The sequence below is a fragment of the Frankia nepalensis genome (genome assembly GCF_016786325.1).
Classification (GTDB): Bacteria; Actinomycetota; Actinomycetes; order Frankiales; family Frankiaceae; genus Pseudofrankia; species Pseudofrankia nepalensis.
The window spans coordinates 56479-79679 of record NZ_JADWYU010000103.1 but is presented as its reverse complement, the minus strand read 5'-3'; the positions used below and the strand labels follow the sequence as shown (position 1 = coordinate 79679).

Here is a 23201-nt window from a genome sequence, read left to right as displayed (position 1 = left end):
AGTTCCCCGCGGCGCGTGGGTACATCGAGGCCATGACCCACCGTCCCGACGGCATCCCCGGTCCTGAGCTGTCCGACGCCGCGCTCGTCCGTGAGCTGCGCCAGCTTCACCGCACCAGGCACTCGACTTTCCTCGAGGGCAGTGAAGACGCCTTCGAGACGCACACCCGGCGGATGATGGAGCTGGAGCGCGAGTACCTGCGCCGCTTCCCGGACGCCGCGAGCCCGGACCCGCGCCGGACCCGCGCCGGTCGCCGCCGCGCCGCCGGCCTGTCCGTCTGACCGAACGCCGGCGTCCGGCTGCCCGGACCGGCTCCGCCGAGGGGCCGCGCCGTCCCGCGCCCAGGTATCGCGTCAGCCAGGTTCCCCGGTCTCGGGCTCGCGCCGCGGGCAGGCGCCGTGAAGTGTCAGCGGTAGCGCGGTCCATGGGTCGCGTTCCGGCGGACAAGTCCGGGTGCGGTGGTGGTCTGGGGTGGTTGGGGCCGAGGTTGGGCGGGGCGGCCTGACTTGTCCGCTGTTTCGCGGGTCATGGGTCGCGTTCTCGCTGACACTTCGGGCACCACCCGCGGGACGGGTGGGGCGCGACAGGGCGAGCGTCGCTGGTAGGGCCCTAGCCGGTGACCGGGTCCTCGCCAGTGAGGTGAGCGAGGTCCGCGGGGGTGTCGATGTCGTCGGGGCGGCCGACGTCGTCGCAGGGCACCGCCAGTACCCGGTCCGGGTTGGCGCGCAGCCAGGCGCGCGCGCCGACGTCCCCCCGGGCCAGCGCGGCGACCTCGGGCCAGATCTCGCGGCGCAGCAGCACCGGTGTCCGTGGCCGCCCTCCGTAGGCCGCGACGACCGCCCCGGGCGCGACGACCGCCCCAGGTGAACCGCCACCCCCCTCCCCCCGGTCCCCCACCCCGATTTCGAGATCGGTCAGACCGGGCGCGTCACCGGAGACCCCGCGGGTCTGACCGATCTCGAAGCCCCGGGCCGGGGTGGCGTACGTGATCAGTCGTTGGATCAGGGAGGGCTCGACGTGGGGCTGGTCGACGAGCGCGACCACCACCGCGGCCGGCTCGTCGGCGGCGAGCGCCGCCAGGCCGGCGCGCAGGGACGCGCCCATGCCCTCGGCCCAGCCGTCGACCGGGACGGGCCGCGCCGGCACCTCGGCCGCGGCGAGGACGGCGGCGACGGCCGCGGCCTGGGCGCCGACCGTGACGACCAGCGGCGAGCAGCCGGCGGCGGCGAGCAGCCGCGCCCCCCGGACCACCAGCGGCGTCCCGCGCCACGGCACCAGCGCCTTGGGCATCCCGAACCGGCTGCCCGCCCCCGCCGCCAGCAACAGCCCGGCCACTCGCACCGCCACATCATGACGGCCTGCCGGGGTCGGGTGCGCGCGTCGGCCCGGACGCGCGAACCTGTAGAGGAACAGGTGCTGAGCGAGTGCGCAGGGCCGTGGGCGGAAGGACGGCGAGGCGATGCGGGAGTTGACCGGGCAGCTGCGAGGGTGGCGCCAGGCCGGGACGCCGTTCGCGCTGGCGACCGTCGTCGGGGTGCAAGGAAGCGCGCCGCGCCAGCCGGGCGCCGTGATGGCCGTCGACGCGGCCGGCGAGGCGCTCGGCAGCGTCTCCGGCGGGTGCGTGGAGGGCGCCGTCTACGAGGTCGCGACGGAGGTGATCGCCACCGGCGCGCCGGTGCTCACGACCTACGGCATCTCCGACGACGACGCGTTCTCCGTCGGCCTGACCTGCGGCGGCGTGATCGACGTGATGGTGACGCCGACCAGCGAGGCGATGTTCGAGACGCTGGACGCGATCGCCGCGGACGTCCCGGTCGCGCTCGCCACCGTCCTCACCGGGCCGGGCGGCGGGGTGGCGGCGACCGGGCGGCAGCTCGCGGTCTGGGCCGACCGTGTCGTGGGCGGTCTCGGCTCGCCGGGCCTCGACCACGCGGTGGTCGACGACGCCCGCGGCATGCTGGCCGCGGGCCGGACCGGCGTGCGGTACTACGGCCCGGCGGGTGAGCGGTCCCCGGTCGACGCCGCGGCCACCGCGCCGGCCACCGCCCCGGCCGGCGCGCCCGCCGGGGACACCGCGGCCGGAACCACCGGCGAGCGCCCCGTGGCTGGGGAACCCCTCGTGGCCGTGGCCGGCGAGGGTCCGGTGGCTGGCGAGGCTTCGGTGGCTGGCGAGAACTCGGTGGCCGGCGAGGGTCCGGTGGCCGGCGGGCCGCCCGCCGCCGGCCCGGCCGCGGTGGGCATCCGGGCCGACGCCGCGGGCCTGCCCGCCGACGCGGTCACCGTGTTCGTGCAGTCGTTCGCGCCGCCGCCCCGGATGCTGGTCTTCGGCGCCGTCGACTACGCCGCCGCCCTGGTCTCGATGGGCCGGTTCCTCGGCTACCGGGTCACGGTCTGCGACGCGCGGCCGGTGTTCGCGACCGCGCGCCGCTTCCCGGACGCGCACGAGGTGGTGTGCGAGTGGCCGTCGCGTTACCTGGAGCGTGTGCGGGTGGACGAGCGGACGGTGATCTGCGTGCTGACGCACGACCCGAAGTTCGACGTGCCGGTGCTGCGGGTCGCGCTGCGCTCGCCGGCGGGCTACGTCGGCGCGATGGGGTCGCGCCGGACGCACGAGGACCGGCTGCGCCGGCTGCGCGAGGCCGGCCTCACCGAGGACGCGCTCGCCCGGCTGCGCTCGCCGATCGGCCTGGACATCGGTGGCCGGACCCCGGAGGAGACCGCGGTCTCGATCGCGGCCGAGATCATCCAGATGAACTGGGGCGGATCGGGCGCGCCGCTGGGGCACACGTCCGGGCGCATCCACGGCCCGGCCGCGGTCCCGGCGGGGTGAGCGGGGCCGGCCCGCCCGGCCACCCGAGGCTGACAGGAGGCCGAAAGGGGCGTCCCGGCAGGTAGGGCCGGGCGGATCAGGCTGGCTTCAGGAAGCTCACAGCGCACGGAAAGGGCCGTCCCAGCCGGCCGGGCCAGGCTGGCAGCCATGAGACCACCGGCGCCGGCCCGGCGCGCCATCCCCGGCGACGCCGACGGCCTGGCCGGCGTCGACGGCGAGGAGGCGACCGACGATCCCGCCCACCCGGCGACGTTCCCGGCGCGGGCGCCATGGGGTGGTCGAGCCGCCGGTCAGGCCGCCAGGCCGGACGTCGAGATCGTCGTCCCCGTCCACAACGAGGAGGTCGACCTCGGCCCGAGCGTGCGGGCGTTGCGCGCGTTCCTCCTCGCCGGCTTCCCCTACTCGTTCCAGATCACCGTCGTCGACAACGCCAGCACCGACGGCACCTGGCCGCTCGCCCGCGAGCTGGCCGCCGAGCTGCCGGGGGTCATGGCGGTCCGACTGGCGCGCAAGGGCCGGGGCCGGGCGCTGCGGGCGGCCTGGTCGGCGAGCCGCGCCCGGGTCGTCGCCTACATGGACGTGGACCTCTCCACGGACCTGAACGCGCTGCTGCCGCTGGTGGCGCCCCTGCTGTCGGGGCACGCGGACGTGGCGATCGGGTCGCGGCTGGCGCCCGGGGCGCGGGTGGTGCGCGGCCCGAAGCGGACGGTGATCTCCCGTTGTTACAACTGGCTGCTGCGGGTGACGCTGCGGGTGCGGTTCTCCGACGCGCAGTGCGGCTTCAAGGCGATGCGCGCCGAGATCGCCCACCGCCTGCTGCCGCTGGTCGAGGACACGGCCTGGTTCTTCGACACCGAGCTGCTGGTGCTGGCGGAGCGGTCGGGGCTGCGGATCCACGAGGTGCCGGTCGACTGGGTGGACGACCCGGACAGCCGGGTGCAGATCGTCCCCACCGCGGTCGCCGACCTGCGCGGCGTGGCCCGGGTCGGGTGGGGGCTGGCGAGCGGCCGGCTGCCGACCCGGGAGCTGCGCGCCCAGCTCGGCCGGGCCGAGCCGGCCGCCCCGCGGGTGGCCGGCGGGCGGGACGGGCTCGGCCGCCAGCTGGCGCGGTTCGCCGCGGTCGGGGTCGCGAGCACCGTCGCCTACCTGGCGCTGTTCGTCCTGCTGCGCCAGGTGACCGGGCCGCAGTGGGCCAACCTGATCGCGCTGGCGGTGACGGCGGTGGCGAACACGGCGGTCAACGGCCGGCTGACGTTCGGCGCCGCCACGGTCGGCGCCGGTGGGCACCTCGCCGGCCTGGCCGTCTTCGGTCTCGGGCTGACGCTGACCAGCGGCGCGCTGGCCGCCCTGCGGTCCGCCGACCCGGGCGCGCCCCGGACGGTGGAGCTGGCCGTCCTCGTCGCGGCCAACGTGCTGGCGACGTTGACCCGGTTCGCCGCGCTGCGGGCGTGGTTCGTCCGGGCCAGCGGCGGGCGGGCCGCCTCCCGCCCCGCCGAGCCGGCCCGGCCGGTCGCGCCGGCCGGCCCGGTCGAGCCCGTCCGCCCTCGATCCCCTGGCGAGGGTTCCTGACCGGCGGGCGGGGGCGCCTGACCGGCGGGCGGCGGTGACGCCAGCCGAACCGCGGGTCCCGGCACGCCCGCGGGCCGAGCCTTCGGTGGCGGGCGGGGAAGGTCAGCGGATCGGGGCCCAGCCGGCCTGATGGGTGCCCAGGGAGCTGGGCGGGCGGTCGTAGCCGTGCTCGGCGCCGCCCACCGAGCCGGGCGGCGCGATGTAGGAGAGCTCGCCGAACTCGCTGCGCATGACCCGCCGGAACGGCGCGATCTCGGCCTCCCGGGGCTCGGGCAGGTCGAGGGTGTCCCGCTCCCCGAGCCCCATCAGCCAACGGCCGGTCTGCGCGAGCGAGAGCCGCACGTGCCAGCTGCCGCCGGCGATCTCGCGGTGGGCGAGCGCGGCCAGCACGCCGAACGCGGCGAGATGACCGGTGGCGTGATCCAGCGCCTGCGCCGGCAGTGGCAGCGGCCGGTCGGAGCCGGCGGCGCGCGTGCCGGCCAGCGCGATCCCGGAGGCGGTCTGCACCAGGCTGTCGAAGCCGCGCAGCCCGCTCCACGGGCCCTGCCGGCCGTAGGCGCTGATCGTCGCGCACACGATGCCCGGCCGGATCCTCGCCAGCGCCTCCGGCCCGAACCCGAGCCGGTCGAGCGCCTTCGGCCGGTAGGCCTGGATGACGACATCCGCCTGGGCGACCAGCTCGCGCAGCCGGCGCGCGTCCGCGGCGACCCGCAGGTTCAGGAACGTGCTCCGCTTGCCGAAGCTGGTGTCGATCACCAGCGGCCGGGCGTCCGGCAGGTGCGCGGCGCCGACCCGCAGCACGTCCGCGCCGAAGGCGGCCAGCGTCCGGCCGCACACCGGGCCGGCGATCACCCTGGTCATGTCGAGCACCCGCAGGCCCGCCGCCGGGCGCGCCGGCGACGCCAGGGCCTGGGCCTGCGTCGACAACGCCTGGGCCGGTACCGCCGGCGCCCGCGTCCCGCGGGCCGGCGTCGCCATCGACGGGCCGCCCCGGGCCTCGGCGACGTCGTCGCCGATCCGGTCGATCTCGACCAGTGGCAGCCCGGCGACGGCGCGGCCGGCCGGATGCGCCCACCACTCCTGCTCGTCGCGGGCCATCGTGGCGCACATGCCCATCGCCTGCAGCTCGGCCTCCAGCTGGGCCGCGTCATGCCGGGCGACCGCGCGGGCGACGGCGGCCGGCTCGGCGCGCGCGCGGAGCAGCTCGAGCGCGCCGGCCCGATGGTGCGGCAGGTTGCAGTGCAACTGGATCCAGCGGCCGTCGCCGGCCTGGTAGTAGCCAGACAACGTGTCCCAGGGGCTCGGCGCAGGCTGTCCGCCGACCCGCAGCAGCCGCTCGCTGCGGAACGCGGCGGCGGCGTGCCGGGTGTCGACGCTGACCGGCAGGCATTCCTGCCTGGACCGGGCGGACCACAGCAGGGCCGCGCCGTGCGCGGCGGCCGCGGCCGCGACGGTCGCCACGGTGGTCACCCGGTAGACGCTCGGAAGCACGTCCGGCGGCCCGGTCACCGTCAGCCGTTCCGCGGCGAGCGGGTCGCCGACCACCCGCGCGAACTCCGCGATGATGTTCGCGATCTCCGCGTCGGCGTCCTTCGTCAGCTCCCCGGGGGCCGCGCCGCCCAGCGTCGCCGCCTCCGCGTGATCGGAGCCGTCGTCGTGGGGAGCCTCGTCCCCGTCCCCGTCCTCGTCCTCGCCCCCGTCCTCGTCGACGTCGGCCGCGTCCGCCTCGAGAGCCGCGCCGACGGCCGCGTCGGTGCCGGCTCCCTCGGCCGGCGGAGCCGCGGCGGTCGCGGCGGCCGCGTCCGGCTCGGCGGACGCCCCGCCCGCGACGACCGGCGTGCCGGCGACGGTCTCGTCCAGCACGACGGTCGGCGGCCCGTCATCGTCCGCCGGGTCGTGGGTGGCGCTGTCATGGGCGGCGCTGTCGTGGGTGGCGCTGTCGTCAGTGGCGCTGTCGTGAGTGGTGGGGTCGTGGGCGGTGGGGTCCTGGGTGGGGGCGTCGCCGGCCGCGCCGGCTGGCTGGGCGACGGGTTCGTCCGTGGCGACGCTCGGCGCGTCCCGCGCGGCGTCGTCGGCGTCGGCTGGGTCCGTGGCGGGTTCGTCCGTGAGGACCGTCGGCGCGTCCGGCTCGGCGGTATCTCCCTCGGCGACCGCCGCTTCGGTCCGCGAGCCGGAAGCGTCCTCGGCCTCGGGCGTGTCGGGCGGGGGCGTCGGCCTGGGTGGGTCGGACGGCGCCCGCCGATCCGGCTCCGCCGCCGAGTCCGGCCGCGTGGGACCGTCCGGTCGGGGTAGCTCGTGCAGCTGGTCCGTCATCTCCTCATCCGCCTCGGCGCCCGTTTTCGGTAACTTTCATCCCGTACGCCACCGATACCCGAGAGTGGGCAACGGGCAACGCTCAGCATCCCACTCGAAGCGACGGCATCCGGCACAACGACCCAACTGGGACCATCATGACGTGGGCAAAGCCGGTTCTGCCGGCGGGGGAGAGCGCCGGGTCGACGTGGCGGGCGGGCCGGCCGGCCGACGAGGCGTGTGAGCGGCCAGACGGGCACGCACCGTTGTCGCGCGCATCCACCGCCGTTATCGGACGGATGCCCGCGTAGCTCGGCGGTCTCGGACGGTTTCCGCGCGGACCGCCGCGCCGCCTCCTTATCCTCGAGGCATGCCTCGTTACGACTACCGCTGCCGGGTCTGTGACGCCTCCTTCGAGGTGCGCCGCGGCATCCACGAGGACGCGCCGGCGTCCTCCGTGCCCTGCCCGGACGGCCATGCCGAGACCTCGCGGGTGTTCTCGGCGGTGGCCGTCGCCCGCGGCGCGGCGGCTCCCATGGGCGCGGCCGCCCCCATGGGAGGCGGTGGCGCCTGCTGCGGCGGAGGGTGCGGCTGCGGCTGACCAGGCCCCAACTGACGCGACCAGGCCCGGCTGGCCGGTCCGGTGGACGCGGGCGCGCCGTCACCATCCGTCGGCGTGTCCTCACATCGGCACATCGGCCGGCTCATGCCCGTGGCGGACCGGTGACAAAACGGCGGGCTCCCCCGCCGATTCCACCAATATGTGATTCGTACCCGGCGCCCGACTCGGGCCGCGGCAATCGGCGGGAAACCGGCATCCTTCCGCCGGGTGCGCACTAGAAACCCGTCGCGAGCGCTCGAACGCGCTCCGTGCGTATTCCTTGCGACGGCCAGATCCTGGTGGCTGTCAGGCGCATTTACCCGTAATGGGGTGGCCTTAGCCCTTGGGGCGCTGGTCCGGGTTGTCCCGACGGCGACGCGCCCGTGTGCGCGTGCCGACATCGACCTGACGGTCGCGCTGTCCGGCCGCCGCGGCGGCGCGGTCAGCGAAAAGACGTTGCCTGATCAGATTGAGGGTCTGCTCCCGCTCGTCCTGGTCGAGCCCGGCCGCGAGAGTGTGAAACAAACCACCGGAAGCGGATCGTCGACCATGTTCGCTCGTCGCACCCATGCCTTCTGGCATACCCGGGTCATTCGACGGTTATTCATGCTTCTCGCCACTTCCGGCCGGGGTGCCACTCGTGACCGGCGTGGACCGCTCCCGCGCCGCTCGTGCCCGCGCGGCCCGCTCGGCCGACACCGCGCCCGCGCCAAGGCCCGACGGCGGCTCGGAAATCCGCTGGCGCAGGCCGGCCCGCGAGAGGGCCCGAAGCTGGTCACTCCTGACCGGAACGGTCCAGTCCTCTCCGTGGCGTCCCAGGATCAGCCGGGTCGCGACGCACAGCGCCCACACCCCGACGACCGCGCCCACCGCGAACGCGTCCAGAGCCCCCACCAGCCAGGACACCGCCAGGATCACCGCCGCGAGCGCGAGGCACAGCGCGACCAGGCCAGCGAACTCATTGCGGCGAGGATCCGCGCCCGGCCGCCGGCCGGCCCGCGCGGCGCTGTTCAGCGAGCAGGGGGCGCCGGCCCGAGCCGGTCAGACGCGCGGAATCTCGCGCTGCTCGAAGGTTTCGATGACGTCTTCGATCTTGATGTCGTTGAACGAGCCGAGCCCGATACCGCACTCGTACCCGTCTCGGACCTCGACGGCGTCGTCCTTGAACCGCTTGAGCGACTCGACGGTGAGGTTGTCCGCGACCACCACGCCGTCCCGGATCAGCCGGGCCTTGCTGTTGCGCCGGATGATGCCGGTCCGGACTATGCAGCCCGCGACGTTGCCGATCCGCGGCACCCGGAAGACCTCGCGGACCTCCGCGGTGCCGAGCTGCGCCTCCTCGTACACCGGCTTGAGCATGCCCTTGAGGGCGTTCTCGATGTCCTCGATCGCCTGGTAGATGACCGAGTAGTACCGGACCTCGACACCCTCGCGGTCGGCCAGCTCGGTCGCCTTGCCCTGCGGGCGGACGTTGAAGCCGATGATCAGGGCGTCCGACGCCGAGGCCAGCATGACGTTGGTCTCGGTGATCGCGCCGACACCGCGGTCGATGATGCGCAGACCCACCTCGTCGCCGAGGTCGATCTTGAGTAGCGCGTCCTCGAGCGCCTCGACCGAACCGGAGACGTCGCCCTTGAGGATGAGGTTGAGCTGGGTCTTCTCGCCCTCCTTCATCCGCTCGAGGATGGTCTCCAGCGTCGGGCGGCCACGGCTGAGCGCGAGCTCGGCGTTGCGCTCACGGGCCTGGCGCCGCTCGGCGATCTGCCGGGCGACCCGGTCCTCGGGCACGACCAGGAAGTTGTCGCCGGCGTCCGGGACGCTGGTGAAGCCCAGCACCTGGACGGGACGGGCCGGGCCCGCCTCGGTGACCTGCTGGCCGTGCTCGTCGAGCATCGCCCGGACGCGGCCGAAGGCCTCACCGGCGACGATCGAGTCGCCGACCCGCAGCGTGCCGCGCTGTACCAGCACGGTCGCCACCGGGCCGCGGCCGCGGTCGAGCCGGCCTTCGATCGCGACACCCTGCGCCTCGACGCCGAAGGCCGCCTGCAGGTCCAGGGACGCGTCCGCGGTCAGGACGATCGCCTCGAGGACACCTTCGATGTTGGTGCGGTTACGCGCCGACACGTCGACGAACATGGTGTCGCCGCCGTACTCCTCGGCCACCAGCCCGTACTCGGTGAGCTGCCCGCGGACCTTCTGCGGGTCGGCGCCCTCCTTGTCGATCTTGTTGACCGCGACCACGATCGGCACGCCGGCCGCCTGGGCGTGGTTGAGCGCCTCGATCGTCTGCGGCTTCACGCCGTCGTCGGCCGCCACGACCAGCACCACGATGTCGGTCACCTGCGCGCCACGGGCACGCATGGCGGTGAACGTCTCGTGGCCCGGGGTGTCGATGAAGGTGATCGGCCGTACTTCGCCGTCCACCGTCGCCGTCACCTGGTAGGCGCCGATGTGCTGGGTGATGCCGCCCGCCTCGCCGGCCACCACGTCGGTGGACCGGATGGCGTCGAGCAGCTTGGTCTTGCCGTGGTCGACGTGACCCATGACGGTGACCACGGGCGGCCGGGTGCCCAGCACGACGTCGTCGCCGTACTCGCCGCCGAACGACAGGTCGAAGCTCTCCAGCAGCTCCTTGTCCTCGTCCTCCGGGCTGACGATCTGAACGTCGTAGCCGAGGGTGACGCCGAGCAGCTGCAGGGTCTCGTCGGTGCACGACTGGGTCGCGGTCACCATCTCGCCGAGCTGGGTGAACACCACCTGGACGAGCGCGCCCGGGTTGGCGTCGATCTTGTCGGCGAAGTCGGCGAGCGACGCGCCACGCGGGAGCCGGATGGCCTGCCCGTTGCCACGGGGGACCATCGCCCCCATGCGCGGCGCCTCGAGCCCGCTCTCCCATTCCTGCCGCTTCGCGCGCTTCGACTTGCGCTGGCGCCCTGGACGGCCACGGCCACCGGGGCCGAAGGCGCCCGCCGTCGTGCCGCCGCGGCCACGACCACCGGCCGCCGGACGGCCGCCGCCAGCGCCGCCGCCACCACCGGGACCGCCACCACCGGGACGACCGGCGCCGCCGGGAGCACCCGGACGGCCGGGAGCACCGGACCGTCCGGCGAAGCCACCGCCGGGACGCGGTCCGCCGCCACCGCCACCGCCCGGTCGCGGGCCGGGACCGCCGGGGCGACCGGCGCCGCCACCGCCGCCCGGCGGCCGCGGCTGGAACATGCCGGGACCGGGCCGCGGGCCGCCGGTGCCGCCCGGCCGAGGCGGCATGCCGCCGGGACCGGGCCGCGGGCCGCCGGTGCCACCGGGCCGAGGCGGCATGCTGCCAGGAGTCGGCCGGGACCCGCCGGGACGGGGGGCGCCGCCGGGCGCGCCGCCGGTACGAGGAGCGCCGGGACGAGGCCCGCCCGGAGCCTGCGGCGGCCCGGGACGGGGGCCGGCCGCGGAGCCAGGAGTCGTGTACGGGTTGTTGCCCGGGCCCTGCGGACGAGGGCCGGGGCGCGGGCCGGGCCGAGGCCCGCCGCCGCCACCCGGCCGCGCCGGCGCGGCGGCCGGGCCGCCGGCCGACTGCGTGGCACCGCCGACGGGACCGCCGGCCACGGGGCCGCCTGGGCCCGCCTGGCCGCCCGGGCCCGCCTGGGCGCCGGGACGCGGACGCGCCCCGGGCGGCGTGGGCATGCTGGGACGGGGACCCGGACGGGGCCCCGTCCGGGACGGGGACTCCTGCTGGGCCGGGGCCGCCGAGGCCGCCGCCGCGGCCGGACGGGCCGGCTCCGCTCGCGGCGGTTCTGGGCGCGAGGGGGCCACCGGCGCGTTCGGAGCGCCTACCGAGGGCCTGCTGGACGCCGCCGGCAACGCGGCGCCACCACCGGGAACGCCACCGCCAGGAGCACCGGCGGCGGGAGCACCGGCGCCGGGGACGGGACGAGGACCGGGGGCCGGACGGGCAGGAACCGGGCCGGGACGAGGACCGGGGCGACCGGGCACGGCACCCGGGCCTGGACGGGCCGCCGGGCCTGGACGGGCGCCATTGCCGGTGGCACCGGGCCGACCGGCGGTACGAGTGGGGGCCGGGGCCTCCGACGGGCTACCCAGCCTCTCCTTGAGCTTGCGGACCACGGGCGCCTCGACGGTGGACGAGGCGGATTTCACGAACTCGCCCATTTCCTTCAAGGTGCCAAGCACGGTCTTGCTGTCGACACCGAGCTCCTTAGCGAGCTCGTGTACGCGGGCCTTTCCTACCACGGTGCTCCTTCGTTCGGCCCGCGGTTCAGTGCCCGCGTGACCTCGTTACCTGCTGGTCGCGATCATGGCTGCGTGCTCATTGCGCGGTCATCGCTCTCGACCTGCTTCCTGTCGGCGCCGTCCGGCGTCTGTCCGGTGACGCCCCCGTCGAGTGGGGCACTCCCCCACCCTGTTACGTGGGACACGCGCCGAAGCGCATGCCCATGGCGGCGAGACGCCGCCCAAACCTCTAACAACGTCCAAGGCCGCCATCGTCCCGGTTGGGACCATGAATCCGCTGGACGTGAGCCCGGACCCACTCGAGCCCGAGCGGACCGGGTACCCGCAACGCCCGCGGGAACGCTCGGCGGCGCTCCGCGAGGTCGAGGCATGCCAGGTCGGGATGCACATGCGCCCCCCGGCCGGGCATCCGGCGACGAACATCTGGCACAAGTTCGCCGTCTACCACGACGATACGCAACAGGTCGGACCGCGCCGCCCGGGATCGGCAACCCACACAGGTACGGACAGGACCGGTAAGGACCGGCTCCGCACGACGCGCCACGGCGAGTCTATCCCGTTGCGCCCCTGGGCTGCCCGCCCGTGGCCGGTGACCGGCGCCCGGCCGGCCCGGCCGCGCCGTCCGCCCGGCGGGCGGTCGCGGGTCCCGCGCCCGCTCGGCGCGGGGGCTCGGCGGGGCGTCGCCCGGCGCCACCATGTTCACCTTCCGTGTCCGAGTGAATATCGATCCGCCAGCTGGTCAGCCGAGCGGCGAGCCGGGCGTTCTGCCCTTCCCGGCCAATGGCGAGCGAAAGCTGGTAGTCCGGCACTGTCACCCGGGCCGACCGCCCGGCGAGGTCCGTCACCTCGACGCGCGACACCCGCGCGGGCGAGAGCGCGTTGCCGACGAAGGTGGCCGGGTCGGCCGACCAGTCGACGATGTCGATCTTCTCGCCGTGCAGTTCCGCCATCACCGCCCGCACCCGGCTGCCCATCGGGCCGATGCAGGCACCCTTCGGGTTCACCCCGGCGACCTTCGAGCGGACGGCGATCTTGCTGCGATGACCGGCCTCCCGCGCGATCGCGGCGATCTCCACCGTACCGTCGGCCACCTCCGGGACCTCCAGCCGGAACAGCCCCTTCACCAGCTCCGGGTGGGTCCGCGACAGGGTCACCGACGGGCCGTGGGGCCCGCGCGCCACGTGCACCACGTAGCACTTGATGCGGTCGCCGTGCTCGAGCTGCTCGCCCGGAACCTGCTCGGCCGGGGGCAGCACGCCCTCGACCGTGCCCAGGTCGACGAGCACGACCCTCGAGCCGGCGCGCTGCTCGTGGTGCTGCACGACCCCCGAGACGACCTCGTGCTCACGGTCGGCGTACTGGCCGTAGGTGACCTCCTGCTTGGCCTCGCGCAGCCGCTGCATGATCACCTGCTTGGCCGTCATCTGGGCGATCCGGCCGAAGTCGGCCGGCGTGTCGTCCCACTCCCGCGCCGTGCCGTCCTCGCGGGTCTCGCGCGCCAGCACGGTCACCTCGCCGGACTTGCGGTCGACCACCACGCGGGCGTCCGGCGGCCTCGGCTCCTCGGCGGAGCCGGCGACCTGCTGGGGGTGGGTGTGCTGGCCGTGGGTGTGCTGGTAGGCCTTCAGCAGCGCCGTCTCGATCGCTTCCACCAGGGTGTCGAAGGAGAGGTCGTATTCCCGCTCGATCCCGCGTAGCTCGGCGACGTTAATCTTCACCGGTCCGTCTCCTCACCCGGGGTCTCGCCGACATCCTCGCGACCCGCGCCGTCTCGTGCCTGCAGGGACCTGGCGGTGCCGTCGGGCTGGTCATCACCGGTATCGGACTCGTCAGGACCGTCGTCGACGCCGTCGCCGGCCCCGTCGTCGTCGAACGCGGTTCCCGCCGGCTCCGCGTCGTCGGGATCCCCGGCGAGTTCCAGGACGACGTCCCCGTCCAGGAGCTCCTCGGCGGCCTCGACGTCCGCGGCCTCGGCCTCGGCGTCCGCGGAGTCGACGCCCTCGGCCTCGGCATCGTGGCCGAACTCGACCTGGACCACGGCCCGGGCCACGTCGGCGAAGCGCAGCCGCTCGATCCTGGTCCGCGCCGGGCGGCCGCGGCGGGCGGGGCCGGTGGGCACCGCGAGGTCGACGCCCTCGTCATCGGCGCCGAGCACCCGGCCGAGCGCCACGGCGCCGTCGGCGCGCCGGGCCTCGACGAGCCGGCCACGTGCCCGCCGCCAGTGTCGCGGCTCGGTCAGCGGCCGGTCGACGCCCGGTGAGGTCACCTCCAGCACGTACGCCCCGGTGAGGCCCACCTCGTCACCGACGCGGTCGAGCAGGTCGGAGATCAGCCGACTGGCGTCGGCGACGGCGTCCAGGTCGACCCCGCCGTCGCGGTCGACGGCCACCCGCAGCACGCTGCGCGAGCCGGCGCGCGACAGGCTGAGGTCCTCCAGGTCGAATCCGGCCTCGGCCAGCGCCGGGGCGAGCCGCTCGGCGACCGCGGCCCGCGGCGCGGCGGCGCTCCCGGCCTCTCGGTTTGACCTCGCCGATCCACCGGAAACCCCGGTCTCGGTCACCTCGCCGGTCTGAGCCGCCGGTGACCGCCCCGTCTTCGGGGGCTGGCCGCTCCCGGAATACGCGGCCTTACCAGGCCGTGTCGCGCCGCCCGGCGACCGATGGCCCGTGCGGCCGGTCGCATCCCGTGCCACGTCGTCTGATCCTTCCCACTCCGGCCACGCCGACCGGAGGTCGGGGGCTCGGGCATTGGTTGTCAGGAGTTGTCAGGTTCACGCGAGTTGTCAGGCTCACGCGCCGGCGCGGGCCAGCGCGTCGCCGGCCACGTCACCCGCGGTCCCTCGAGATCCTTAGCCTACGTCCGTCGCGGTAAGCCTCCAATCGCGCCCTGACGCGATAACCAGGGCGGCCAGCGGGCTTATGGGGCCCCCTGGGCCGAAGCGGCCGCCGGAGCCGGCGGAGACGCCCACCCGACCGGCACCAGAGTGTGATTGGCTGCGGGACGTGCGTGGGGAGGGGCGTCCGTCGAGGCGGGCGGTGCTGGCGATGCCGGCCGCGGGGCTCGCGGCCGCGGGGCTGGCCGGCGCCGCGGGCTGCACCCAGTCGCTGCCCGACGATCCGGCGCCGCCGCCGGCCGATCTCGCCGCCGCCGAGGCGGCGGCGCGCACCGAGCGTGGCCTGCTCGCCGGCTACGACGCCGCGATCGCCCGTCATCCCGGGCTGGCCGGCCTGCTGGGCGCGCTGCGTGCGCACCATGCCCAGCATCTGGCCGCCCTGACGACGCAGGTGCCGGCCCTCGCGGGCCCCAGCCCGAGCGCCTCGGCGACCGCGACCGGGTCCGTCGGCGCCGCAACGCCGACGAACGCGGCCTCCCCAGGTGTGGACGACTCACCGGCGGCGCGGGCCAGCGCGCTGGCGCGGCTCGCCGAGGCCGAGCGGACGGCCGCGGGCGCGCACCGCTCCGGCTGCCTGTCCACGACGACCGGCCTCGCCCCGCTGCTCGCGAGTCTGCACGCGGCCGAGTCCTGCCACGCCGACCTGCTCTCCCTCGCCGGCTCGGCCGGCTGACCCGCGACCCGGCGCACGAGGAACGGCGACAAGCGCTATGGCGACGACAGGCACGACGGCGGCGGCGAGCCAACCGGCGGGAACGCCCCAGGGGACCCCCTCCCCGGACCCGAAGGCGGCGGCGGCGCTGTCCGCGTTGCTCGCCGTCGAGCACGCGGCGATGTACGGGGCGTCGTCGGCCGGCGGCGCGCTCGCCCCGCTTGGCGCGCCGGCGCGCGACGCGCGCGGCCTGGCGCTGGCGGCCTACGCCGCCCACCGGGAGCTGCGGGACCGGCTGACCGAGCTGATTCTCGACGCCGGCGGGGAACCGCCGGCCGCGCTGCCCGCATACACGTTGCCGGTCCGGCCGGTGGACGTCCAGAGCGCGCTGACGCTGCTCGCGGAGCTGGACGACCGGACGGCCGCGGCGGCCTACGACGCGGTCGGCGCGGTCACGGGGCCGGCCCGCGAACTCGTCGTGGACGCGCTCGGCCAGGCGGCCCTGCGCGCCCTGCGCGCCCGCCTGACGGCCGGCGCGAACCCTGTCACCGTGCTTCCGGCGCTTCCCGGCCGTCCCTGAGGGAGCCCGTGGCCTACCGCGGCGCCCAGGCCCCGGGGACGCGGCCGCGCTCCCGGACGATCTCGGGAAGCTCGCCGGTGGCGATGTCGGCGAGCGTGACCGACTCCAGCACCTGGCGCAGGCTCACCCGGACGGCGATCCACACGTCCTGCAGGTTCTTGGCCGCGCCCTCGTAGGTGACCTCCTCGGGACGGCGGCCGCGCACACCGGCCAGCGGGCCGTCCGTGGCCCTGATCACCGTCGCCACGTCGATCTCGCTGGCCGGCCGGGCCAGCTGATAGCCACCCTCCGCGCCGCGCCGGCTGGTCACCAGCCCGCTGCGGCGCAGGTCGGTGAGGATGTTCTCAAGGAACCGCAGCGGCAGGTCCTGCGCCGAGGCAAGGGTCTCGCCCTTGACCAGCCCACCGTCACTGGCGGCCAGGGTCAGCAGGGCGCGCAGAGCGTAGTCGGCGCGCGCGGAGATCTGCATGTCTCCATCTTGCCGTCCCCCGCGCCCGGGCGCGCGCGCCGGGTCTGACGGGCCCCAACAGCTGGACGCCGCCGCCTCTTGACCGGCCGACCAACCGAACGGGCCAGTCCAGGGAACAACGTTCAAGCCTTCACAGCCGAACCGGCACGCAGACACACCCCCACGGGCTCTGGCTCGAATTCGGTGGTGACCGTCTGTTAGCAGGCGCAGTCGACGCGGCAGGCGGCGAACACGACCGAACCAGATGCCTGGTGATCGTTTCCGAGTCCCTCGACCGCCACGGCGACATCTCCAAACGAGCCGATATCCGACATACGCGGCACGCACGGGGCTGCGGTGTGCGGTGACTCCGCGTTACCACCGAATTTGAGCCAGAGCCCCCCCACGGACACCCACCACAACCGAAGCGAATGGCTCCCCCGCGAGGGCACAACCCTGAACAGACCCGACCAAGGTCCCCAAAACCGAACTGCCACGCAAGCGCGCCTCCCCGGACACCCGCCACGAGCAAAGCGAAGCGGCTCCCCGCCAGGGCGCAACCCTGAACAGACCCGACCAAGGCCCCCGAAACCGAACTGCCACGCAGACCCGCATCCCCGGACACCCGCCACGAGCAAAGCGAAGCGGCTCCCCGCGAGGACGCAGCCCTGAACAGACCCGACCGAGGCGCCCTATACCGAACTGACGGGCCTCCACGCAGACCCACCACGAGCGAAGCGAAGTGGCTCCCAGCAAGGGGTAGCCCGGGATGGACTGGTCGAGAACGTCGTAACCGAGCTGGCGCGCAGGCGCGCCTCCGCGGAGGCCCGCCACGAGCGAAGCGAAGTGGCGGGCCGCAGCGGAGGTCGCCGGAGCGCACGTTCGCGGAGGAGGACGGCGCGCGGAGGTCCCGTCCGCAGCGAAGCAAGGACGGGGCCGGAGCGCGCCGCCCGGACGGAGCGAACCATCAAAAGAGCACCGACGCGAAGGTGCCGACGCGGTCGAAGCCGACCCGCGCGTAGGCGCGGCGGGCGGGCAGGTTGAAGTCGTTGACGTAGAGGCTCACGACCGGCGCGTACATGCTCTGGGCGAGGGCGACGACGCTGGCCGTCCCGGCGGCGCCCAGCCCGCGGCCGCGCATCGACGGGTCGACCCAGACGCCCTGCACCTGGCAGACCCCGCCGGCGACCGCGCCGATCTCCGCCTTGAACAGCACCCGCCCGTCCTCGATCCGCGCGAACGAGCGGCGCTGTCCGATGAACTCCGCGACCCGGGCGCGGTAGAGGGTGCCGCCGTCCGCGCCCACCGGGGACACCCCGATCTCCTCGGTGAACATCGCGACGCTGGCCGGCAGCAGCACGTCCAGTTCGTCGGGTCGGACCAGGCGAACCAGCCGGTCCGGCGCGATGAGCGGCGGGCCGTCGATGACGAGCAGCGGCTGCTCGGCGCGCACTTCGCGGGCCGGGCCCCATGCCGGCTCGAGGTGGCGCCAGAGCTCGGCGACCGAGCCGGCCTCGCCGACGATCGACGAGCAGCGCCGGCCGGCGCGCCGGGCCCGCTCCGCGAACAGCCGCACGGAGGCGGGCCCTGCGCCGACCGGCCACAGGTTCGCGCCGGAGTAGCACAGCGCCGCGATCCTGCCGTCGACGATGTGCCCCCAGACCTCGGCGCCCAGCCGCCACGGGTCGAGCCCGCACGCCTCCACCCGGGACGCGACGAACACGTCGGTGACCGGGTCACGGGCCAGCAGCTGACGGACCGCGGGCAGATCCCGGTCGTCGAGCAGCCGGACAGGGGTGGACCGCAGCGGCAGGCCCATCCAGCGTCGTGCTTTCTAGCTGACGGAGACGGAGGGCTCTCCGGAGGCGACGCCCTCCGCTTCCATCTCCTCCGCGAGGCGCATGGCCTCCTCGATCAGTGTCTCGACGATCTGCGCCTCGGGCACGGTCTTGATGACCTCGCCGCGGACGAAGATCTGGCCCTTGCCGTTGCCGGAGGCGACACCGAGGTCGGCCTCGCGGGCTTCGCCCGGGCCGTTGACGACGCAGCCCATGACGGCGACCCGCAGCGGGATGGTCATGCCCTCGAGGCCCGCGGAGACCTGGTTGGCCAGGGTGTAGACGTCCACCTGGGCGCGGCCGCAGGACGGGCAGGAGACGATCTCGAGGCGGCGCTCGCGCAGCCCGAGCGACTCCAGGATCGCCGTGCCGACCTTGACCTCCTCGACCGGCGGCGCGGACAGCGACACCCGCAGGGTGTCGCCGATGCCCTCGGCGAGCAGGGCGCCGAACGCGACGGCCGACTTGATGGTGCCCTGGAACTGCGGGCCGGCCTCGGTGACGCCCAGGTGCAGCGGGTAGTCGCACTGCGCGGCGAGCAGCCGGTAGGCCTGGATCATGACGACCGGGTCGTGGTGCTTGACCGAGATCTTGATGTCGCGGAAGCCGTGCTCCTCGAACAGCGAGCACTCCCACAGCGCCGACTCGGCCAGCGCCTCCGGGGTGGCCTTGCCGTACTTGGCGAGCAGCCGCTTGTCGAGCGAGCCGGCGTTGACGCCGATGCGGATCGGGATGCCGGCGGCGGATGCGCGCCGCGCGATCTCGCCGACCTTGTCGTCGAACGTCTTGATGTTGCCGGGGTTCACGCGGACGGCGGCGCAGCCGGCGTCGATCGCGGCGTAGACGTACTTCGGCTGGAAGTGGATGTCGGCGATCACCGGGATCGGCGACTTGCGGGCGATCGCGGCGAGTGCGTCGGCGTCGTCCTGGCTCGGCACGGCGACCCGGACGATCTGACAGCCGGACGCGGTGAGCTGCGCGATCTGCTGCAGCGTCGCGTTCACGTCGGCGGTCAGCGTGGTGCACATCGACTGCACGGAGACCGGCGCGTCCCCGCCCACCAGGACGCTGCCGACCTTGATCTGCCGGCTCACCCGGCGTTTGCCCAGGGTAGGGGCCGGAGCCTGTGGCATGCCCAGAGTTACGGTCACGGTGTCCTCAGTCCTCACTGGGATTCGGAAGCGGTGTGCGTGCCCGGCGCGGTTCTTTCCCCGGGTTCCTGCCGGATCCGGGGTTCCTCCCGGATCGGCTTCGCCGATCCGGGAGGTCCGGGCGCCGATCTGGGAGGTCCGAGGTCCAGCGGCACGGGTCAGCGCGGGTCACTGCAGACGGATCGGGTTGACGATGTCGGCGGACAGGATGAGCAGGCTGAATCCGAGCAGCACGATCACCGTCGCGTAGGTGGCTGGTAACAGCTTCGCGAAGTCCACCCGCTGCACGGGACCACGGTAGCCACGCAGCCGCCGCAGCCCGTGCCTGGCCTGCTCGAACGCGAGGACGGCGATGTGGCCACCGTCCAGCGGCAACAGCGGCAACAGGTTGAAGATCCCGACAGCCAGGTTGATCGCCGCGACCAGGACCAGGAAGTCACGGATCCGGTCCGGCCAGGAGCTGTCCGGGGCGGCGACGACGTCGCCACCGATGCGCGCCGCGCCCACGACACTGACGAAGCCGGCCGGGTCCCGGTTGTCGCTGAACAGGTTGCCCAGATCGTCGAGCCGGTGGGTCAGGGTCTCGTACATCCCGGTGACGCCGGTCCAGATGACGTCACCGGTGCGCGGGATCGCCGCGATCGGGCCGTAGCGCTCGGAGTCGATGCCCGGTTTGACGCCGATCGCGCCGACCGGGTCCTTCCCCTCCCCGCCGGTCGCCCGGTCGCGCAGCACCTCGACGAGCGTGGGTGTCAGGGTGACGCGCTCGCCGTCCCGGTCGACCACCACGGTGGCCTGACCCGCGCCGTGCTCGCGAACCAGCTGGGTGAACTGCTGCCACTTCGTGATCGGCACGCCGTCGAAGCTGATCACCCGGTCGCCCGGGCGCATGCCGGCGGCCGCCGCCGGCCCGGACCCGGAGCACTCGGCGGTGGTCGCCACGCAGCTGGTGGCGCCGATCTTGTTCTCGCTCACCTTCGGCGTGCCCAGGGTCAGCAGGACGCCGTAGATCAGGACGATGGCGATGATGAAGTGGACGATCGAGCCCGCCGACATCACCACCAGCCGGGCGCGGGCGGGCTTGTTGTAGAACGCCCGCGGGACGTCGGCCGGGTCGATCTCCTCGAGCGGGGTCATCCCCTCGATCTTGACGAAGCCCCCGGCCGGGATCGCCTTGACGCCGTACTCCGTCTCGCCGCGCTTGCGTGACCACAGGGTCGGGCCGAAGCCGACGAAGAACCGGGAGGCCTTCATGCCGTAGTGCCGAGCGGTGAAGAAATGCCCGGCCTCGTGCAGGCACACCGAGATGAGCAGCGCCGCCACGAAGGCGACGATGCCGAGCAGCATCACCGGGACACCACCGTGCCTTCCCGCTCGATCAGCCGTCCGGCCGCGGCGCGCGCCTCCCGTTCGGTGGCGTACACCTCCTCGAGCGTGGGCTTCGCGATCACCTCGTGCTCGGAGAGCACCTCGGCGACGATGTCGACGATCCGAACGAACGGCAGCTTCCCGGCCAGGAAGGCCCCGACCGCTTCCTCGTTGGCCGCGTTGAACACCGCGGGCGCGGTTCCGCCTCGCTTACCCGAGTCACGGGCCAGCCCGACGGACGGGAAGGCCTCGTCGTCGAGCGGGAAGAACGTCATGGTCTGGGCCGTGGTCCAGTCCATCGGGCGCTGCGCCTCGGGAACCCGGTCGGGCCAGCCGAGCGCGAGCGCGATCGGCAGCCGCATGTCCGGCGGCGAGACCTGCGCGATCGTCGAACCGTCATAGAACTCGACCATCGAGTGCACCAGCGACTGCGGGTGCACGACCACCGCGATGTCGTCGTAGGGGACACCGAAGAACAGGTGCGCCTCGATCAGCTCCAGCCCCTTGTTCATCAGGGTGGCGGAGTTGATCGTGACGAACGGGCCCATGTCCCAGGTCGGGTGGGCCAGCGCCTGCTCCCGGGTGACGGCGGCCAGCTCCTCCCGGCGCTTGCCGCGGAACGGCCCGCCGCTGGCGGTGAGCACCAGCTTGCGCACCTCCTCGCGCCGGCCGCCGCGCAGGCACTGCGCCAGCGCCGAGTGCTCGGAGTCCACCGGGATCAGCCGGTCGGGGTCGCCGTCGAGCGCGTCGAGCACCAGTGGCCCGCCGGCCACCAACGACTCCTTGTTCGCCAGGGCGACGGTGCGCCCGGCGGCGAGCGCGGACAGCGTCGGCGCGAGGCCGACGGACCCGGTGACGCCGTTGAGCACGACGTCGCAGGGCCAGGCGGCGATCTCGATCGCCGCCTCCGGACCAGCCAGGATCTTCGGGACGGCGAACTCGCCACGCCGGAACCCGCGCTTGGACGCCTCCGCGTAGAACGCGATCTGGAGATCCTGCGCGGCGGACGCGGCCGCCACCCCTACCACTTCGACACCCAGGTCGAGGGCCTGCTGGGCGAGCAGATCCACCCGCCCTCCGCCCCCGAGCAGTCCGACCACCCGGAACTTGTCCGGGTTGCGGCGAACTACATCGATTGCCTGAGTCCCGATCGATCCCGTCGACCCGAGCAGAACGACCTCACGAACGACCCGCGGCTGCGACACCACCCCATTGTCGCAGGCCCATCCACCGCCCGACGACGGCCTGTTCGCTTCACCCCTGTTCGGTTCATGACAGCTCCCGCGGACCTCCCGACGCCGCTGCCCGCGATCGCGCAGCTCCAGCGCCCGGTTCCCCAGAACTCGGGAGGAAGTGGAGAAGTTCGCCACATCGGCGCCGATCGCCCCGGCCGCGGCCAGCCGCGGCGAACCGGGTCAGCCGCCCGCGAGCGCGTCACCGAGGGACTGAGCCAGACCGGGCGAGGTCGGCGACACCACGGCACCGACCACCGGATGGGCCCGGAAGTACAGCAGACTTACGACCGTCGCGCTGAACGAGGTCGCCGTCGGGCCGAGATCGGGGCGCGCCTCGGCCTGCGGCCAGGTGTGGCCACCCCTGGCCACCCGGAGCGCGCCGACATCGGGCTTGCCATCGCAGGCCCACGCGGTCAGCTCGCCGAGCCCGGGCAGCTGCTGGTTGGTCGGCTCCGCGTCACAGCCGGCGCCCCGGGCGTAGCGGCCGAGGCGCTCGGTCACCGGCTGCGCGGTGACCTCGCCGGATGGCGTGGCCCGCGGCGCGCCGCCGCCGTCCCAGGGCGCGACCGGGTCCTCGGCCCCGTGGATCTCGAACAGGTTCGTGATCGGCTTCTCGCAGTCGGCCGGGACGACGCTGCCGGCAACGGAGACGATCGCCGCGATCCGGCCGGGCAGCGCGCAGCTGGCGGCGACCGCCATGTCGGCGCCGTCCCCGAACCCGGTGGCGAAGACTCGTCCGTCCGCCAGGCAGCCGCGGGTACGCAGGTCGGCCAGCAACGCGGCGACGAACGCGATGTCGTCCGGCTGGCCTCCGCCCGAGGAGGCGAAGTTCCACCGGTTGTCCACACCGGCCGGGTCGACGACGACATACCCCTGCTTCGTCGCTTCCCCAGCGAGGCCGGTGTAGGCCTCCAGGTCGGTCGGTGGCTGGCCGGCCGCGTGGAAGTTCAGGATCAGCGGGCGCGGCTCGCCGGCCGGCGTGTCCGCCGGGACGGCGAGCAGGAAGCTCCGCTTGGACTTGCCAACGGTGACCGTCTCGGTCGTCACGCCCGCGGGCAGGGTCTTGCCGGTCTCGCAGCCGCTCGGGCCAACGGGAACGATGACGGAGGCGCCGTCATCGGCCCCTGAGCCGCCGCCGTCGCCGCCTTCGTCTCCCGGCTCGCTGGCGTCCTCGGGGTACCCGGCTCTCGCGGCGGCCGCCGCGAGGCCGTCTCCGCCGGCCGTCGGCTCGTCGCCTGGGTCGCTCACGAACGCGTACCCGAGCAGCAGGGCGACCACCACGAGCGCGGCGGCGATGGGCAGCCAGACGGTGGTGGTCCTGTTCGGCGCCGAGGCCCGGCCACCGGCGGAGCCGCCCGCGCGGCGGGAGCCCGCCCGGCGCCCCCGCGCGCCGGCGCGGCCGGCCACCGGCCGGCCGGTGGCGGAGCCGGCGGAGACCCGCCGGGCCGAGACGCCTGGGCCGCCCGAATCGGCCTCACCGGCCCGGGCGGAACCACGAGCTT

20 protein-coding genes are annotated in these 23201 nt (G+C 74.6%); 6 read left to right on the top strand and 14 right to left on the bottom strand.

Going from position 1 to position 23201, the window contains the following annotated elements; all coding sequences use genetic code 11:
* Positions 1-32: 32 nt before the first annotated feature.
* Positions 33-281, top strand: coding sequence for a DUF6158 family protein (locus I6A81_RS12525; protein WP_203005285.1), 249 nt, complete (start codon positions 33-35; stop codon positions 279-281).
* 328 nt (positions 282-609) lie between these two features.
* Here the strand turns inward: I6A81_RS12525 and I6A81_RS12520 are convergent, their stop codons facing one another.
* The gene (locus tag I6A81_RS12520) at positions 610-1341 is read right to left on the bottom strand and encodes a nucleotidyltransferase family protein (protein ID WP_203005279.1); all 732 of its coding nucleotides are present in this window, start codon (positions 1339-1341) and stop codon (positions 610-612) included.
* Between the two features lie 118 nt (positions 1342-1459).
* Here I6A81_RS12520 and I6A81_RS12515 point away from each other — a divergent pair, with 118 nt between their 5' ends.
* Both I6A81_RS12515 and I6A81_RS12510 read left to right on the top strand, forming a co-directional pair.
* The gene (locus tag I6A81_RS12515) at positions 1460-2830 is read left to right on the top strand and encodes an XdhC family protein (protein WP_203005280.1); all 1371 of its coding nucleotides are present in this window, start codon (positions 1460-1462) and stop codon (positions 2828-2830) included.
* A 147-nt stretch (positions 2831-2977) separates the two neighbouring features.
* Positions 2978-4399: a bifunctional glycosyltransferase family 2/GtrA family protein gene (locus tag I6A81_RS12510; RefSeq protein WP_203005281.1), complete on the top strand. Its 1422-nt coding sequence runs from the start codon at positions 2978-2980 to the stop codon at positions 4397-4399.
* 102 nt (positions 4400-4501) lie between these two features.
* Here the strand turns inward: I6A81_RS12510 and I6A81_RS12505 are convergent, their stop codons facing one another.
* Entirely contained in the window at positions 4502-6712 is a 2211-nt protein-coding gene (locus I6A81_RS12505) for a CoA transferase (protein ID WP_203005282.1), read from the bottom strand.
* Positions 6713-7061: 349 nt separating this feature from the next.
* On the opposite strand from I6A81_RS12505, the gene I6A81_RS12500 reads away from it, so the two are divergent.
* A complete protein-coding gene (locus I6A81_RS12500; protein ID WP_203005283.1) occupies positions 7062-7292 on the top strand; it encodes an FmdB family zinc ribbon protein in 231 nt (76 codons plus the stop codon).
* Positions 7293-7628: 336 nt separating this feature from the next.
* Here I6A81_RS12500 and I6A81_RS12495 read toward each other — a convergent pair whose 3' ends face one another.
* From I6A81_RS12495 to rimP, 6 genes are all read right to left on the bottom strand, one after another.
* On the bottom strand, positions 7629-7862 hold the full coding sequence (locus I6A81_RS12495; RefSeq protein ID WP_203005284.1) for a hypothetical protein: 234 nt from the start codon (positions 7860-7862) through the stop codon (positions 7629-7631).
* Positions 7863-7892: 30 nt separating this feature from the next.
* The gene (locus I6A81_RS12490) at positions 7893-8198 is read right to left on the bottom strand and encodes a hypothetical protein (RefSeq protein ID WP_203010183.1); all 306 of its coding nucleotides are present in this window, start codon (positions 8196-8198) and stop codon (positions 7893-7895) included.
* Between the two features lie 135 nt (positions 8199-8333).
* Positions 8334-11534, bottom strand: coding sequence for a translation initiation factor IF-2 (infB, locus tag I6A81_RS44825; protein ID WP_203010182.1), 3201 nt, complete (start codon positions 11532-11534; stop codon positions 8334-8336).
* Between the two features lie 229 nt (positions 11535-11763).
* Positions 11764-12030, bottom strand: a complete 267-nt coding sequence (locus I6A81_RS12480) for a YlxR family protein (RefSeq protein WP_307874623.1) — start codon at positions 12028-12030, stop codon at positions 11764-11766.
* A 55-nt stretch (positions 12031-12085) separates the two neighbouring features.
* On the bottom strand, positions 12086-13252 hold the full coding sequence (gene nusA, locus I6A81_RS12475; RefSeq protein WP_203005830.1) for a transcription termination factor NusA: 1167 nt from the start codon (positions 13250-13252) through the stop codon (positions 12086-12088).
* On the bottom strand, positions 13249-14094 hold the full coding sequence (gene rimP, locus I6A81_RS12470) for a ribosome maturation factor RimP (RefSeq protein WP_307874622.1): 846 nt from the start codon (positions 14092-14094) through the stop codon (positions 13249-13251). Before rimP ends, nusA begins: the two co-directional genes overlap by 4 nt.
* A gap of 484 nt (positions 14095-14578) precedes the next feature.
* On the opposite strand from rimP, the gene I6A81_RS12465 reads away from it, so the two are divergent.
* Together I6A81_RS12465 and I6A81_RS12460 are read left to right on the top strand one after the other, a co-directional pair.
* Positions 14579-15100 carry a hypothetical protein gene (locus tag I6A81_RS12465; protein ID WP_238430226.1) on the top strand — a complete coding sequence of 174 codons (522 nt, stop codon included), beginning with the start codon at positions 14579-14581 and terminating at the stop codon, positions 15098-15100.
* Between the two features lie 37 nt (positions 15101-15137).
* A complete protein-coding gene (locus tag I6A81_RS12460; RefSeq protein WP_203005827.1) occupies positions 15138-15659 on the top strand; it encodes a DUF4439 domain-containing protein in 522 nt (173 codons plus the stop codon).
* Positions 15660-15672: 13 nt separating this feature from the next.
* On the opposite strand, the gene I6A81_RS12455 is transcribed toward I6A81_RS12460, so the two are convergent.
* The 6 genes from I6A81_RS12455 to I6A81_RS12430 form a co-directional block, all read right to left on the bottom strand.
* On the bottom strand, positions 15673-16128 hold the full coding sequence (locus I6A81_RS12455) for an RrF2 family transcriptional regulator (protein WP_203005826.1): 456 nt from the start codon (positions 16126-16128) through the stop codon (positions 15673-15675).
* A gap of 946 nt (positions 16129-17074) precedes the next feature.
* A complete protein-coding gene (locus I6A81_RS12450) occupies positions 17075-17926 on the bottom strand; it encodes a GNAT family N-acetyltransferase (RefSeq protein ID WP_203005825.1) in 852 nt (283 codons plus the stop codon).
* Positions 17927-17941: 15 nt separating this feature from the next.
* Complete coding sequence (gene ispG, locus I6A81_RS12445) at positions 17942-19096, bottom strand: flavodoxin-dependent (E)-4-hydroxy-3-methylbut-2-enyl-diphosphate synthase (protein WP_203005824.1); 1155 nt, start codon at positions 19094-19096, stop codon at positions 17942-17944.
* A 168-nt stretch (positions 19097-19264) separates the two neighbouring features.
* Positions 19265-20446, bottom strand: coding sequence for a M50 family metallopeptidase (locus tag I6A81_RS12440; RefSeq protein ID WP_203005823.1), 1182 nt, complete (start codon positions 20444-20446; stop codon positions 19265-19267).
* Positions 20443-21669 carry a 1-deoxy-D-xylulose-5-phosphate reductoisomerase gene (gene dxr, locus I6A81_RS12435; RefSeq protein WP_203005822.1) on the bottom strand — a complete coding sequence of 409 codons (1227 nt, stop codon included), beginning with the start codon at positions 21667-21669 and terminating at the stop codon, positions 20443-20445. Before dxr ends, I6A81_RS12440 begins: the two co-directional genes overlap by 4 nt.
* Positions 21670-21879: 210 nt before the next feature.
* A complete protein-coding gene (locus tag I6A81_RS12430; protein WP_203005821.1) occupies positions 21880-23106 on the bottom strand; it encodes an alpha/beta hydrolase family esterase in 1227 nt (408 codons plus the stop codon).
* Positions 23107-23201: the final 95 nt, after the last annotated feature.